Origin of the sequence: Bradyrhizobium sp. B120 (assembly GCF_049075665.1) — a bacterium.
GTDB lineage: Bacteria > Pseudomonadota > Alphaproteobacteria > Rhizobiales > Xanthobacteraceae > Bradyrhizobium.
The window spans coordinates 6308973-6326270 of sequence record NZ_CP185242.1 but is presented as its reverse complement, the minus strand read 5'-3'; the positions used below and the strand labels follow the sequence as shown (position 1 = coordinate 6326270).

Annotated in this window: 2 protein-coding genes and 1 pseudogene; 1 reads left to right on the top strand and 2 read right to left on the bottom strand. The window is 62.8% G+C overall.

Annotation, left to right across the window (positions count from 1 at the left end; translation table 11 throughout):
- Positions 1 to 10: 10 nt before the first annotated feature.
- Positions 11 to 1363: pseudogene (locus tag ACOIX3_RS29385) on the bottom strand (IS3 family transposase).
- A gap of 120 nt (positions 1364 to 1483) precedes the next feature.
- A complete protein-coding gene (locus ACOIX3_RS29380; protein ID WP_420965459.1) occupies positions 1484 to 2350 on the bottom strand; it encodes a hypothetical protein in 867 nt (288 codons plus the stop codon).
- A gap of 898 nt (positions 2351 to 3248) precedes the next feature.
- Between ACOIX3_RS29380 and ACOIX3_RS29375 the strand changes: the two genes are divergently transcribed.
- Complete coding sequence (locus tag ACOIX3_RS29375; RefSeq protein ID WP_420965458.1) at positions 3249 to 17288, top strand: amino acid adenylation domain-containing protein; 14040 nt, start codon at positions 3249 to 3251, stop codon at positions 17286 to 17288.
- Positions 17289 to 17298 lie beyond the last annotated feature (10 nt).

The following is a 17298-nucleotide window of genomic DNA, read 5'->3' as shown; positions in this document are numbered from 1 at the left end:
AGGCTAGAGTTTAAGCAGCCTGCAGTTGATGCTGCAAGCGGCGGTTTGCGATGGTGTCGCGCTTGATGCGTTTTCGTTCTGCGAGGATCGCCTCGGCCCTGCCGAAGTAGACATCGGCTGGTGTGAGGTTGTCGATGCTCTCATGATAACGGACGTGATTGTAGTGTTCGACGAAGGCCCGTACCTGACGTTCGAGATCACCGGGCAGGTAGTAGTTGTCGAGCAGGATGCGGTTCTTCAGCGTCTGATGCCAGCGCTCGATCTTTCCCTGGGTCTGGGGATGGTACGGAGCGCCGCGTACATGCTGCATGCCCTTCTGGTCGAGCCACTTGGCCAGATCGTCCGCCACGTAACTCGAGCCATTGTCGCTGAGAAGCCTTGGCCGGTGCGCGACGGCGATGTGGTCAAGGCCGGATACAGCGAGTGCCTGGTCGAGGGTGGCTGTGACGTCGGAAGCGCACATGGTGGGACCAAGCCTCCAGGCCACGATGTAGCGCGAGAAGTCGTCATGCACGGTCGAGAGATAGTACCACCCCCATCCGGTGATCTTGAGGTAGGTGAAGTCGGTCTGCCAGAGCTGATTGACGGCCGTCTTCTTGTCCTTGAACTCGTTCGCGGCCTTGATCGCCACATAGGCCGGGCTGGTGATGAGGTCATGCGCCTTCAGCAGCCGGTAGACCGACGCCTCGGATACAAAGTACTTTCGTTCGTCGGTGAACCGCACGGCCAGCTCGCGTGGCGACAGCTCAGGCAACTCCAACGCCAGGTCGATGATCTGACCCCGCACATCGTCGGGGATGCGATTCCAGACCCGGTCTGGTCGAGACCGGTGATTGGCCAGCGCTTCAACGCCTCCCTCGCGGTAGCGATCATACCAGCGATAGAATGTGGCGCGCGGGATACCGAGCTTGTCCAGCGTGCGCTTGGCCGGAAGATGCGATTGCTCGACCAGCTGGATGATCTCGGCCTTCTCAGGGGCGGGATACCTCATGCCTCGTCCTCCCCATCTCCGTTCATGCTCTTTATGAGCAGACGGTTCTCCAGGGTCAGATCGGCTACGGCCTCCTTCAGGGCAGCAGTCTCCCGGCGGAGATCCTTCACCTCGCCGGAGGTCGCAGCTCGTGCCGTGTCGCCCGCCAGGCGGCGCTTGCCGGCCTCGAGGAACTCCTTGGGCCAGCCGTAATACATCGAGGCGGCAATGCCCTCGCGGCGACAGAGCTCGGAGATATTTTCCTCGCCGCGCAATCCTTCCAGCACAATGCGGATCTTCTCTTCCGCCGAATAATGCCGGCGGGTTTGTCGCCTAATGTCCTTTACAACTTGTTCTGCCGGTGCCTTAGCCCGGTCCGGATTTCCGCTTCATCTTCGCTCCTGGTGGCTACGTGAACCAGAAATCCTCCCTCCGCAAAATCCCTCAGTTTGTCTCACAGGCCCTGACGGCGAACAAAGCATGACTCAACTTTCAGGAAAAGTGGGGACTGCGCTAGGCCAATGCCACGGCTATCCTTCGAGTGCCCGGTGCCGATGTCCAATTGTTCACCGCATGCGCCCAAGTTAGGTTGTTCAGAATAACAAGGTCCCCTGGTTTTAGCTTGAGAATAATCTCGTCACAAAAAAGTTTCTCGTAATCGGCGCCTGAACACCAGCTCCGTCCTGCATTAACGGGGTCCAGTTGGTGCAACTCAAAACCGTCCGGTGGGAACTTGAGAAGTTCGCGCTCCCGCAACATCCGAACGAAAAAGTGAAGACAGCTTTGGTCAACACTACCAATGTTATCCCAAAGGACATTCACATCGCGCCCTAGGAGAAGGGAAAAGCTTCTTTTCGGCCTTGCCATAACAATCGCCAGCAAAAGGCCCGGGATCTCGGATTTCACCTCGGCTACTATTTGGTCATCTGGTACCAAATAGTCATCCGGCGAGCTCAGACGATAAAGTGCTTTTGCACGAGTGATCATGCCCCGAGACAATGGTTTTGATCCAGGTAATATTTTTGTCGTTTTTTCTCGTAAAAGTCCCCATGCCTCACTTGTGTCGTCGATGTTCAATAGGATTGTTTCTCCTCCGTCTTTACTATTCTCGAAACAATAAAAGCACGACAACTGCATATTAGATATTCTATCTCCTTCGGAATGCGGGGTGACAAACTGATAATCATCCCGGGAATTAACGCTCATGAAGTATTTGTTGATCCGCCGTCGGTGACCAAGAAAATCGGAAAAGCCGGCCTCCAGCTCTAGCTTTTTTTGCAATCCCAGTTCACCGGCAATTTGATGTACAAGGCCGTCCGCCTCGCTCGGTGAGACATCACGAATCAAAATGACACAGTCTTGACTGAGTGCCTCGATCACGCAAGTCACATCCAAGCCGCTGCACCCAAGGGTCAACAGCATGCGCCGATGTGAGAGATCAGGAGTCAGTTGTGGTTGCGACATTCGCCGTGGACCCGTTCTTCGTCGCTTTCGTCGCCTCACGAGCAAGGGCCGTGCCACAGACGTCAGCGGGCATTAAGCGAAAACGCTACTTAGTGCCGAGCCCCGGCCAGTCTGCGAAAACGCGATGCGTGGCGAACTTTGCAACATCGAGCGGAATCCCTGTCGCAGGACCCTCTCTCACTCGACGAGCAGACCAACTGGAGAAAGCAGCGGCGAGCATTTTGGCTCGCAAAGGCAATTCGGGCAAGGCGCGGGCGCCCGATCTTGAGTGGTCGTCGCTGTTGACGGCGCGTGCTGTTGTGTTGAGGTCTGTTCGGTTCAAGGCGTTAATGTCCCAAGCCCGACGGCATGACGGCAAAATTCTGGCAGCCCGGCGAGAAGCGAATTGTTTTCTTCAGAATGAGCTCGCAGAAGGTCATTGGCGCGTCCGTTACTTAACGTGAGCGCCAAGGAGATTCTGCTGTACGCGCGGTGATGACGGCGTCTGTTGTAGAGCTTCCGACGACTTTGCGGACGCCCATGCGGTGATCGTCGCCAATGACGTCCGTATTGTTGCGCTGAGCTGTGTCTGGTTTAGGACGTCGATGTCCCAAGTCCGACGGCGGCATTCCGAGCGAGGCGCGCGTTGTCTCTTCAGGAAACGCTCGCAGTACGTCATTGGCATGTCGATTGCTTGAAATGCGGGGTGATCCGTTACGGCCTTCATCGTAGTCCCTGTCTAAGAGTTCAGATGAAACTTGCTACACCGGTTGGCTCTTGCATCCTTGTTGGTGGTGGTACGCTAGCTATTAGATGTGCTCAGCTAGTGATGGAGATGGGCCACGTGATCCGGGCGGCGCTGTGTGCCGACGCCATATTCCGCGATTGGGCCGCTCTCGCCGATATCTTGTGTGTGACGAGCATTGAAGAGCTATCTGCGCTGCTCAACGCCGAGCCAGTCGAGTGGATATTTTCCGTTGCCAATCCGTTCATATTGCCAGCAGATGTGTTTGGGAAAGCACGTAGAGGCGCTTTCAATTACCACGACGGTCCTTTGCCGCGATATGCCGGAACTCATGCGACGTCTTGGGCGCTTCTTGCCCGAGAGACCGAACATGGCATCACGTGGCATCGTAACGATCACGGTGTTGATACTGGTGAGCTGGTCGTCCAACGCCAAGTGTTGATTGCGACGAGCGATACTGCGCTGACGCTGAATCTCAAATGTTATGAGGCTGCTATCGATGGCTTCCGCGAGCTTCTAACTGGCTTAACAAATGGAGAGCTTAGTGCTCGTCCGCAAGCGCTAGCGGACCGAAGCTTTTTCCCGAAAGGTCGACGCCCAGATGCTGCGGGCTGTCTGCGATGGGATCGATCCGCACAAGATCTGGAAGCGATGATGCGCGCCTTAAACTTTGGCCCGTATCATACCAATCCATTGGGGTTGTCCAAGGCTCTCGTAGGCGATGACGTTGTCGTCGTCAGGCGCTTGGAGGTGACGGCTCAGCGCTCGGACTTTGCTGCGGGGTCTCTAGTTGAGATCCACCCCAGCCACTGGCGTGTGGCGACAGGGACAGAGGATGTTGATGTTTGGCTTAGCAGCTTGGATGGTAGGGCTCTGGATGCGCGGGCACTCGCGAGGCGTTCTGATTCCCATGTAGGCGACCGCCTCCCGATTCTGAGCGATGACGAGGCGCGGAGCATAACGGTTGCGCATGAAATGTTGGCGCCTCGTGAGAGTTTTTGGCGACGGCGGCTTGAACAGTTCAAAACATCCCAGCTTTTCTTTTTGTCGTCTTCAGTAGCTTTGGCTGCACCTCAATGGCAGTTGAGTTCATGGCGAATTCCAGGTGCTTTGGCTGAGCTGTCTCCCAGTAATCGCACGGAATTCTTGCTAACGGCTTGGCTGATCTACCTAGCCCGCATCACGGGAGAATTAGAGCTTCAATTGGGATGGACTCCCGCGCCGAGTGGATCGCGAGCGGGCTTGAAAGCGCTCGAGGTGCTTGTCGCTTCTGTTGTGCCGATGGCAATTACCATCGATCTCGACAATGATTTTGCAGAGGCGCGCACGGTGGTGGCGGCCGAATTCGCTCAGCTGAAGGAGCAGGATAGCTTCGCGCGAGATCTTATCGCGCGCTGCCCAACGTTGCTCGGTATGGAGGCGTTACGATTGCGCCGCCCCTGGCCGGTTGGCGTTATGCTTACTGTAAGTGGCGAGTCTGCCACTGGTGACCTAGCTTTGAGCCCGACTTCTGAGGCAGCCCTGCCCGGGGAGGCGTTAACATTTGAGGTTTGCGCTCTAGATGGGAGCTTTCGATGGCACTTTGATGCAAGTCGCTTGGAGCCCAAGCATATCGACCGTATGACCCAGCATTTGCAAAATTTGCTATGTGCTGTGAAGGCAGATCCGCGGCAGCCGGTGGGGCAGATTGAACTCTTGTCATCCGCCGAGCGCGCCTATCTGCTGGAGGAGCTGAACCGGACGGCGGCGGCCTATCCGTCGGACGTGTGCATCCACGAGCTGTTCGAGGCACAGGTTCGCCGTGCGCCGGACGCGGTGGCGGTGGTCCATGAGGAGGAGCGGCTAAGCTATCGCGAGCTCAATGCGCGGGCCAACCGCCTGGCGCATCATCTGATCGGGCTCGGGGTCAGGCCGGACCAGCCGGTGGCGATCTGCGTTGCGCGCAGCGTGGCGATGGTGGTCGGGCTTTTGGCGATCCTCAAGGCGGGCGGGGCGTACCTGCCGCTGGACCCGGCCTATCCGCCGGCGCGGCTGCGGCAGGTTCTCGACGATGCGGCGCCGCGAGTGCTGCTGGCCGATGCAGCGGGGCGATCGGCGCTGGGCGACGATGCGCTACGCGATCTGACGGTGGTGGATCTGGCGACGATGCCGGAATGGGCAAATCTGCCGGCGTCGGATCCGGACCCGCGTGCGCTTGGCCTCACCTCACGCCATCTCGCCTATGTGATCTACACCTCGGGATCAACAGGCACCCCCAAGGGGGTCATGGTCGAGCATCGCGGAGTGGTGCGTCTGGTGGCGGAGAACGATTTCGTCGAGATCTCGCCGCAGGACGTTTTTCTCAACGCTTCCTCGCCGACATTCGATGCGACCACGTTCGAAGTCTGGGGAGCCTTGGCGAACGGCGCCAGTGTTGTGCTCTATCCTGAACGCTATCTCTCGACGGCAACGCTGGCCCGGATCATCCAAGACCAAGGCATCACTATCGCTTGGATGACTGCGCGGTTGTTCGACGTCTATGTCGGGGAGGGGCGGAGCACCAGTGGGCTGCAGCAACTGCTGGTCGGGGGCGAAGAGGTCTCAGCCAGTTCCATCAGAGCATGTCAGAAGCGACATCCGACGCTGCGAATCTCAAATGGCTACGGCCCGACCGAGAACACCACCTTCAGTCTCTGCTACCCGGTGCCTGCTGGCTTCGATGGCCAGCAACGGGTGCCACTGGGACGACCAATCCGGAATTCGGTGGTCTATCTGCTTGACGGTCATGGTGCGCCGGTTCCGTTCGGTGCGGTGGGGGAGCTCTGCATTGGCGGGGCGGGGGTGGCGCGCGGCTACCTGAACCGGCCCGAGCTGACGGCGGAGCGGTTCATCGCCAGTCCCTTTGTGGACGGCGACCGGCTGTACCGCACCGGCGATCTGGCGCGCTATCTGCCGGACGGCAATCTGGAGTTTTTGGGCCGCAACGACGACCAGGTGAAGATCCGCGGCTTCCGGATCGAGCCGGGCGAGATCGCGGCGCGGCTTTGCGAGCACCCGTTCGTGCGCGAGGCGGTGGTGGTGGCGCACGAGGGCCCCGGCGGCGAGCAGCGTCTTGTCGCCTATGTGGTGTGCGCACCGGAAGCAGCTTCGAACGGGCTGGAGGGAAGCGAGCTTGCCGGCGCCTTGCGCGCCCACATAAGTGCACACCTGCCGGAGTACATGGTGCCATCGGCGTTCGTGCGGCTGGCGGCGCTGCCGCTGACGGTGAACGGCAAGCTCGACCGCAAGGCGCTGGCTGCGCCGGACGATGAGGCGTATGCGCATCGCGCCTATGAGCCGCCGCAAGGCGAGATCGAGATCACGCTGGCACAGATCTGGGCCGAGCTTCTGGGTGTTGAGCGGGTCGGACGCCACGACCACTTCTTTGCGCTCGGCGGGCACTCGCTGCTGGCGGTGCAACTGATCGAGCGTTTGCGGCGGCGGTCGCTGGGGGTTGAGGTGCGCACGCTGTTCGCCAGGCCGGTGCTGGCCGATCAGGCCGCAAGCCTGGGCAGTTATCAGGAGGTGGCGGTCCCGGCCAATCGGATCACCGAACAGAGTACGGCGATCACGCCAGAGATGTTGCCGCTCATTGAGCTGGCGCAGGGCGAGATCGACCGGATCATCGCCACAGTGCCCGGCGGGGTCGGCAACATCCAGGACATTTATGGCTTGTCGCCGCTGCAGGACGGCATCCTGTTCCATCATCTGTTGGCGACAAAGGGCGATCCGTACCTGCTGGTATCGCAGATGGCGTTTGCCGACCGTGGCGTGTTGGACCGTTATCTTGCTGCGGTCCAGCGGGTGGTGGACCGGCACGACATTCTGCGCACCTCGTTCGTCTGGGAGGGCCTGTCGCGCCCGGCCCAGGTGGTGTGGCGGAACGCGCCGCTGGAGGTGAGCGAGGTCGAGCTGGACGGGTCTGCTGGTCCTGGCGCCGCGCAGCTTAAGGATCGGTTTGATCCGCGCCAGCACCGCATCGATCTTGGCCGAGCGCCGTTGTTGCGGTTTGTGATCGCGCGCGAGCCCGGCAGCGCGCGCTGGCTGCTGTTGGAGCTGCAGCATCATCTGATCGGGGATCACACGACACTGGAGGTGATGCGTGCCGAGGTCCAGGCTGTGCTGGAGGGCCGGGCGCATGAGCTGACGGCGCCGCAGCCGTTCCGCAATCTGGTGGCACAGGCGCATCTCGGCGGTGATGCCAAGGCGGATGAAGCGTTCTTCCGGGAGCTGCTCGCCGATATCGACGAGCCGAGCACGCCGTTCGGCTTGCGCGAGGTGCGCGGCGACGGCAGCGGGGTTCGAGAGGCGCAGCGGATGCTGCCGCAGCAGCTGAACGCGCGGCTGCGCAGCCAGGCGCGACGGCTGGGGGTGAGCCTGGCGAGCCTGTGCCATCTGGCCTGGGGTCAGGTGGTGGCGCGCAGCAGCGGGCGCGAGCAGGTGGTGTTCGGCACGGTGCTGTTCGGCCGCATGCATGGGGGTGCGGGTGGCGACCGCGCGATGGGGCTGTTCATCAATACCCTGCCGCTGCGGCTTGATCTTGATGGGACCGCGGTCGAGGCGAGCGTGCGAACCACGCATGCCCGGCTGGTCGAGCTTTTGGCGCACGAGCATGCCTCGCTGGCGCTGGCGCAGCGCTGCAGCGGCGTTGCGGCGCCGGCGCCGCTGTTCAGTTCGCTGTTGAACTACCGCCACAACACCGCGGCGGTCGCCACCGCAACCGATCACAGTCTGGTGGGCGTGGAATGGCTGGGCGAGGAGGAGCGCACCAATTATCCGCTGACCTTGTCGGTGGAGGATTTTGGCGAGGCGCTGGGGCTGACGGCGCAGGTGGCGGAGCCTATCTCGGCGGATCGGGTCTGCGGCTACATGCAGCGGGCGCTCGAGCAGCTGTCGGAGGCGCTGGAGCGGGCGCCGAGCACGCCGGTGCGCGAGCTGGACATCTTGCCAGCCGCCGAGCGCGCCTATCTGCTGGCGGAACTGAACCGGACGGCGGTGACGTATCCTGAGCAGCAGTGCATCCATGAGCTGTTTGAGGCGCAGGTGCAAAAAGCGCCGGACGCGGTGGCGGTGGTCCATGAGGAGGAGCGGCTAAGCTATCGCGAGCTCAATGCGCGGGCCAACCGCCTGGCGCATCATCTGATCGGGCTCGGGGTCAGGCCGGACCAGCCGGTGGCGATCTGCGTTGCGCGCAGCGTGGCGATGGTGGTCGGGCTTTTGGCGATCCTCAAGGCGGGGGGCGCCTATCTGCCGCTGGATCCGGCCTATCCGTCGGCGCGGCTGCACCAGGTGCTTGAGGATGCGGCGCCCCACCTGTTGCTGGCCGATGCGGCCGGGCGATCGGCGCTGGGCGACGATGCGCTACGCGATCTGACGGTGGTGGATCTGGCGACGATGCCGGAATGGGCAAATCTGCCGGCGTCGGATCCGGACCCGCGTGCGCTTGGGCTGACCTCGCGCCATCTCGCCTATGTGATCTACACCTCCGGATCCACCGGAGCGCCCAAGGGCGTCATGATTGAGCATGCGAGCACGGTGAACCTGCTGCATTGGAGCAGCGACGTGTTTACGGCATCAGAGATCAGCCGCACGCTGTTTGCCACCTCGATCAGTTTTGATCTGTCCGTCTATGAGTGCTTCGTTCCGCTTTCGCAAGGAAGCACGCTTTACCTTGTCGAGAATGCGCTGGCGCTGGCCGAGAGGTCTTTGGATATCTCTTTGATCAACACAGTGCCCTCGGCGATTGCCGCTCTGGTCGACAGGAAAGCAGTGCCGGCTTCGGCCAGCGTCGTCAATTTGGCGGGCGAGTGGCTGACGGCGGAACTGATCGAGAAGATCTTCGCGAGCAGCCGGGTCCAGAAGATTTGTAATCTGTACGCGCCTTCTGAAACCACCACGTACTCAACCTGGATCTGCGTGCGAAGGGGGGACGTTGTCGTTGAGACGATTGGCCGTCCGATTGCGAACACGCGCGCGTATCTGCTGGATGATCACGGCGGGCCGGTTCCGTTCGGTGCGGTGGGGGAGTTCTGCATTGGCGGGGCGGGGGTGGCGCGCGGCTACCTGAACCGGCCCGAGCTGACGGCGGAGCGGTTCATCGCCAGTCCCTTTGTGGACGGCGACCGGCTGTACCGCACCGGCGATCTGGCGCGCTATCTGCCGGACGGCAATCTGGAGTTTTTGGGCCGCAACGACGACCAGGTGAAGATCCGCGGCTTCCGGATCGAGCCGGGCGAGATCGCGGCGCGGCTTTGCGAGCACCCGTTCGTGCGCGAGGCGGTGGTGGTGGCGCACGAGGGCCCCGGCGGCGAGCAGCGTCTTGTCGCCTATGTGGTGTGCGCACCGGAAGCAGCTTCGAACGGGCTGGAGGGAAGCGAGCTTGCCGGCGCCTTGCGCGCCCACATAAGTGCACACCTGCCGGAGTACATGGTGCCATCGGCGTTCGTGCGGCTGGCGGCGCTGCCGCTGACGGTGAACGGCAAGCTCGACCGCAAGGCGCTGGCTGCGCCGGACGATGAGGCGTATGCGCATCGCGCCTATGAGCCGCCGCAAGGCGAGATCGAGATCACGCTGGCACAGATCTGGGCCGAGCTTCTGGGTGTTGAGCGGGTCGGACGCCACGACCACTTCTTTGCGCTCGGCGGGCACTCGCTGCTGGCGGTGCAACTGATCGAGCGTTTGCGGCGGCGGTCGCTGGGGGTTGAGGTGCGCACGCTGTTCGCCAGGCCGGTGCTGGCCGATCAGGCCGCAAGCCTGGGCAGTCATCAGGAGGTGGCGGTCCCGGCCAATCGGATCACCGAACAGAGTACGGCGATCACGCCAGAGATGTTGCCGCTCATTGAGCTGGCGCAGGGCGAGATCGACCGGATCATCGCCACAGTGCCCGGCGGGGTCGGCAACATCCAGGACATTTATGGCTTGTCGCCGCTGCAGGACGGCATCCTGTTCCATCATCTGTTGGCGACAAAGGGCGATCCGTACCTGCTGGTATCGCAGATGGCGTTTGCCGACCGTGGCGTGTTGGACCGTTATCTTGCTGCGGTCCAGCGGGTGGTGGACCGGCACGACATTCTGCGCACCTCGTTCGTCTGGGAGGGGCTGTCGCGCCCGGCCCAGGTGGTGTGGCGGAACGCGCCGCTGGAGGTGAGCGAGGTCGAGCTGGACGGGTCTGCTGGTCCTGGCGCCGCGCAGCTTAAGGATCGGTTTGATCCGCGCCAGCACCGCATCGATCTTGGCCGAGCGCCGTTGTTGCGGTTTGTGATCGCGCGCGAGCCCGGCAGCGCGCGCTGGCTGCTGTTGGAGCTGCAGCATCATCTGATCGGGGATCACACGACACTGGAGGTGATGCGTGCCGAGGTCCAGGCTGTGCTGGAGGGCCGGGCGCATGAGCTGAGCGCGCCACAGCCGTTCCGCAATCTAAATCTGGTGGCGCAGGCGCGCCTGGGCGTTGATGCAAAGGCGCATGAAGCGTTCTTCCGGGGGGGGCTGGCAGACATCGACGAGCCGAGCACGCCGTTCGGCTTGCGCGAGGTGCGCGGCGACGGCAGCGGGGTTCGAGAGGCGCAGCGGATGCTGCCGCAGCAGCTGAACGCGCGGCTGCGCAGCCAGGCGCGACGGCTGGGGGTGAGCCTGGCGAGCCTGTGCCATCTGGCCTGGGGTCAGGTGGTGGCGCGCAGCAGCGGGCGCGAGCAGGTGGTGTTCGGCACGGTGCTGTTCGGCCGCATGCATGGGGGTGCGGGTGGCGACCGCGCGATGGGGCTGTTCATCAATACCCTGCCGCTGCGGCTTGATCTTGATGGGACCGCGGTCGAGGCGAGCGTGCGAACCACGCATGCCCGGCTGGTCGAGCTTTTGGCGCACGAGCATGCCTCGCTGGCGCTGGCGCAGCGCTGCAGCGGCGTTGCGGCGCCGGCGCCGCTGTTCAGTTCGCTGTTGAACTACCGCCACAACACCGCGGCGGTCGCCACCGCAACCGATGACAGTCTGGTGGGCGTGGAATGGCTGGGCGAGGAGGAGCGCACCAATTATCCGCTGACCTTGTCGGTGGAGGATTTTGGCGAGGCGCTCGGTCTGACGGTGCAGGTGGCGGAGCCTATCTCTGCGGATCGGATCTGCGGCTACATGCAGCGGGCGCTCGAGCAGCTGTCGGAGGCGCTGGAGCGGGCGCCGAGCACGCCGGTGCGCGAGCTGGACATCCTGCCAGCCGCCGAGCGCGCCTATCTGCTGGAGGAGCTGAACCGGACGGCGGCGGCCTATCCGTCGGACGTGTGCATCCACGAGCTGTTCGAGGCACAGGTTCGCCGTGCGCCGGACGCGGTGGCGGTGGTCCATGAGGAGGAGCGGCTAAGCTATCGCGAGCTCAATGCGCGGGCCAACCGCCTGGCGCATCATCTGATCGGGCTCGGGGTCAGGCCGGACCAGCCGGTGGCGATCTGCGTTGCGCGCAGCGTGGCGATGGTGGTCGGGCTTTTGGCGATCCTCAAGGCGGGGGGCGCCTATCTGCCGCTGGACCCGGCCTATCCGCCGGCGCGGCTGCACCAGGTTCTCGACGATGCGGCGCCGCGAGTGCTGCTGGCCGATGCAGCGGGGCGATCGGCGCTGGGCGACGATGCGCTACGCGATCTGACGGTGGTGGATCTGGCGACGATGCCGGAATGGGCAAATCTGCCGGCGTCGGATCCGGACCCGCGTGCGCTTGGCCTGACCTCGCGCCATCTCGCCTATGTGATCTACACCTCCGGATCCACAGGCACGCCCAAGGGGGCACAGAATGAGCATCGGGCTATCGTCAATCGCTTGATTTGGATGCAAAACGCCTATGGTCTCAAGGCAACTGATGTCGTGTTGCAGAAGACGCCATTTGGCTTCGATGTCTCGGCCTGGGAGTTCTTCTGGACCTTGTTTGAAGGGGCGACCCTGGTGCTGGCGCCTCCGGGTACGCAAGGAGATCCCGCTGCATTGGTCGACTTGATCATCAGCCAGCGCATCACGACGGTTCACTTCGTGCCATCCATGCTGGTCAGTTTTATGGATGCGAAGAGTGTTGACCGCTGCACGTCGCTGCGACGAGTTTTATGCAGCGGCGAGGTGCTCCCTGCCGCCAGTGTGCATAGGGTTCGGCGCCTCTTGCCTTGGACGGGCCTGCACAATCTCTACGGTCCGACGGAAGCTGCGATCGACGTGACAGCGTGGAGTTGTCCGGATGAGTTTGATGGCGCTATTGTCCCGATCGGCCATCCGATTGCGAACACGCGCGTGTATCTGCTGGATGATCATGGTGCGCCGGTTCCGTTCGGTGCGGTGGGGGAGCTCTGCATCGGCGGGGCGGGGGTGGCGCGGGGCTACCTGAACCGGCCCGAGCTGACGGCGGAGCGGTTCATCGCCAGTCCCTTTGTGGACGGCGACCGGCTGTACCGCACCGGCGATCTGGCGCGCTATCTGCCGGACGGCAATCTGGAGTTTTTGGGCCGCAACGACGACCAGGTGAAGATCCGCGGCTTCCGGATCGAGCCGGGCGAGATCGCGGCGCGGCTTTGCGAGCACCCGTTCGTGCGCGAGGCGGTGGTGGTGGCGCACGAGGGCCCCGGCGGCGAGCAGCGTCTTGTCGCCTATGTGGTGTGCGCGCCGGAAGCAGCTTCGAACGGGCTGGAGGGAAGCGAGCTTGCCGGCGCCTTGCGCGCCCACATAAGTGCACACCTGCCGGAGTACATGGTGCCATCGGCGTTCGTGCGGCTGGCGGCGCTGCCGCTGACGGTGAACGGCAAGCTGGACCGCAAGGCGCTGGCTGCGCCGGACGATGAGGCGTATGCGCATCGCGCCTATGAGCCGCCGCAAGGCGAGATCGAGATCACGCTGGCACAGATCTGGGCCGAGCTTCTGGGTGTTGAGCGGGTCGGACGCCACGACCACTTCTTTGCGCTCGGCGGGCACTCGCTGCTGGCGGTGCAGCTGTTGAGCCGGGTCTCGCAGGCCATTGGCTTCACACTGCCGCTGACCACGCTGTTTGCCAAACCGGTGCTGGCCGATCTGGCCGCGAGTATCATGGATGAGTTGAGCCGCTCCGGCGCGCAAGACCTGCCAGCCATTGCGCCGGTGTCGCGTGAAGCGCCGCTTGTGCTGTCGTTTGCGCAGCAGCGGCTGTGGTTTTTGGCGCAGCTGGATCAGAGCAGCACGAACTATCACATTCCACTCGGGTGGCGGCTCAAGGGTGGGCTCGACCGCAGCGCCTGGCAGCTTAGCCTGGACCGTGTGTTGGCGCGCCATGAGGCGCTGCGCAGCGTGTTTGTCGCGCCGGAGGGCAAGCCCTGGGTGGAGCTGCTGCCGGAGGAGGCGGGGCTGCCGGTTGTGGAGCACGATCTGCGGGGGAGGCTGGATGCGGATGCCGCGCTGTCGGAGCTGTGCCAGGAGGAAGCGCGCACGCCGTTCGACCTGGCGCGCGGCCCGTTGATCCGCGGCCGGCTGATCCGGATCTCGGATGAGGAGCACGTCTTGCTGCTGACGCAGCATCACATTGTCTCGGATGGCTGGTCGCTGGGCGTTTTGGCGCGTGAACTCAGTCAGCTGTACCGGGCGTTCGTGGCCGGAGAAGGCGATCCGCTGCCGCCGCTTGCAATCCAGTATCCGGACTATGCCGCCTGGCAACGACAGTGGCTGTCGGGCGCGCGGCTGCAGAGCCAGGCGCAGTATTGGCGCAGCAATCTGTCCGGCGCGCCGGCCCGTCTGGCGCTGCCGACGGACCGGCCGCGGCCGGCGCAGCAGTCGTTTGCGGGGGCGACGGTCCCGATCGTCATTGATGCGGAGCTGACGCGGGAGCTGAAGCGGCTGGGCCTGCAGCAAGGCGCGACGTTGTTCATGACGGTGCTGGCGGGGTGGGCTGCGGTGCTGTCGCGTCTGTCGGGACAGGACGATCTTGTGATTGGCGTGCCGAGCGCCAATCGCGGGCACCGCGAGATCGAAGAGCTGATCGGCTTCTTCGTCAACACGCTGGCGCTGCGGCTGGACCTGTCGGGCGAGCCGAGCGTGTCGGAGCTGTTGGAGCGGACGCGGCGCACGGTACTGGCTGCGCAGGAGCATCAGGACCTGCCGTTCGAGCAGGTGGTGGAGATCGTGCAGCCGCCCCGGGCTCTTGATCACACGCCGTTGTTCCAGGTGATGCTGGCCTGGCAGAACAACGCCGCTGGGACGTTCGACCTTCCTGGGCTGCGTGTGGAGGCGGCGGCAGACGGCTTCGATCAGGTCAAGTTCGATCTGGAGCTGAGCCTTGGTGAGCAGGGTGAGGTGATCGCCGGGACGCTGGGCTATGCCACGGCGCTGTTTGATCGCGCGACCATCGAGCGGCAGCGGGACTATCTGCTGGCGCTGCTGCGGGCGATGGTTGCCGATGCGCAGCAAGCGGTCGGGCGGATTGAGCTGCTGCCGCCTGACGAGCGCGCCTATCTGCTGGAGGAGCTGAACCGGACGGCGGTGACGTATCCTGAGCAGCAGTGCATCCATGAGCTGTTTGAGGCGCAGGTGCGCCAGGCGCCGGACGCGGTGGCGGTGGTCTGCGGGGACGAGCGCCTGAGCTATGGCGAGCTCAATGCGCACGCCAACCAGCTGGCGCATCATCTGATCGCCCTCGGGGTCAGGCCGGACCAGCCGGTGGCGATCTGCGTTGCGCGCAGCGTGGCGATGGTGGTCGGGCTTTTGGCGATCCTCAAGGCGGGGGGCGCCTATCTGCCGCTGGATCCGGCCTATCCGTCGGCGCGGCTGCACCAGGTGCTTGAGGATGCGGCGCCGCGAGTGCTGCTGGCCGATGCAGCGGGGCGATCGGCGCTGGGCGACGATGCGCTACGCGATCTGACGGTGGTGGATCTGGCGACGATGCCGGAATGGGCAAATCTGCCGGCGTCGGATCCGGACCCGCGTGCGCTTGGCCTGACCTCGCGCCATCTCGCCTATGTGATCTACACCTCCGGATCAACAGGCACCCCCAAGGGGGTCATGGTCGAGCATCGCGGCTTGGTCAATCTCAGCTTGGCTCAGATCGGGCTTTTTGGCGTTTGTTGCAACAGCCGCGTGGTGCAGTTCGCCTCCTTCGGTTTTGATGCAAGCGCCTCGGAGCTTGTTATGGCGTTTGGTTCGGGAGCCGCATTGCATTTGCCTGCGGATGAGCTCCGTCAAGCGAGTAACAAGCTATCGGATTATCTGCGAAGCGAAGCCATCACGCACGCGACGCTGCCTCCAGCCTTGCTTCAGGGAAGCCAGAAGCTGGAAGGCTTGGGATCGCAAGTTCTCATTCTTGCTGGAGAGCTGCCGAAGGCAGAACTCATCCGGAGTCTGGCTCCAGCATCCATTATCAATGCTTATGGACCTACCGAAGCAACAGTTTGTGCGGCGACCTGGAGTTGCCCCGATGGGTTTGATGGGGCCATTGTCCGGATTGGCCGCCCGATTGCGAACACGCGCGTGTATCTGCTGGATGATCATGGCGGGCTGGTGCCGTTCGGTGCGGTGGGGGAGCTCTGCATTGGCGGGGCGGGGGTGGCGCGCGGTTATCTGAACCGGCCCGAGCTGACGGCGGAGCGGTTCATCGCCAGTCCCTTTGTGGACGGCGACCGGCTGTACCGCACCGGCGATCTGGCGCGCTATCTGCCGGACGGCAATCTGGAGTTTTTGGGCCGCAACGACGACCAGGTGAAGATCCGCGGCTTCCGGATCGAGCCGGGCGAGATCGCGGCGCGGCTTTGCGAGCACCCGTTCGTGCGCGAGGCGGTGGTGGTGGCGCACGAGGGCCCCGGCGGCGAGCAGCGCCTTGTCGCCTATGTGGTGTGCGCGCCGGAAGCAGCTTCGAACGGGCTGGAGGGAAGCGAGCTTGCCGGCGCCTTGCGCGCCCACATAAGTGCACACCTGCCGGAGTACATGGTGCCATCGGCGTTCGTGCGGCTGGCGGCGCTGCCGCTGACGGTGAACGGCAAGCTCGACCGCAAGGCGCTGGCTGCGCCGGACGATGAGGCGTATGCGCATCGCGCCTATGAGCCGCCGCAAGGCGAGATCGAGATCACGCTGGCACAGATCTGGGCCGAGCTTCTGGGTGTTGAGCGGGTCGGGCGCCACGACGACTTCTTCGAACTGGGCGGGCACTCACTGCTAGCGGTGCGGCTTCTCAGTCGAGCGCTCGATGCCGGGTTCAAGTTTACCGCCGCCGATCTCTTCCAAGCTCCTGTTCTGAAGGAACTTGCATTGAAGGTTCATTTGGAGCCACAGCCCAGTAGTCCGGGAGTGATTTGTGTTCGCGCAACCGGATCGCAGCCGCCACTGTTCTTTGTTCCCACAGGCTTAGGAGATTGTTCCTATATCCTCAACTTGGTGGAGGAAATGGACGCGGACTGTCCAATCTATGGTCTACCGTGGCCTTCTTTCAGTGAAGTTTGTTCACCAACTCTTGAAGCGATAGCCTCGCAAGTCATTCCGGCGATCAGGGAGATACGGTCCCGGGGTCCATATCGATTTGCTGGATACTCATCAGGCGGAATATTGGCTTACGCCATAGCCGAGCACTTACTGAGCCTCAATGAAACTGTCTCATTTATGGCGTTCATTGATGTTGCGCTACCCGCAAAGCCAGCCGGCATGACGCGCACCCAGATGGTATGCGAAGTGGTGCTGGAAACTCTTGAACCCCTAGAGGACGAGCACTTTAAACTATTAAAGCGCTTTGCACGGCACAGTTCAATTACTCAACTACTTGAGAAGGCTCATCAAATAGGAGCTATACCTCCGGATCACAATGATGCTTTGATGTACGAGAGAATTGAGCAGTTTCAAAGGGCGCTGCAGCTATATCGGGCTCCGTCGCTGCCAATTGAGGTACATCAGTTTTACGCGACGGATTCTTCCGTAAGTTGTCGCGCACGACTAGACAAGAGCTCAATAGCTCCAGAGATGAGCTCGCCGATGAGAGGCTGGGACAGGGTTTTGAGTGCAGCGGCCATTGATACCAGACCGATTCCAGGCAATCACGCGACGATGATGAACACTCCAGAAAACCGCAAAGTCCTGGCACGGTGCCTTTCGATGGCCTTGACCAATTCACCAGACCGTCGGCGGCAATCGCAGGCGCCGCCGAGCTAACCTTGTTCGG

Excerpts from the sequence above, each read along its gene's own strand:
- ACOIX3_RS29375 (WP_420965458.1), top strand. The coding sequence starts at position 3,249 with ATGGGCCACGTGATCCGGGCGGCGCTGTGTGCCGACGCCATATTCCGC.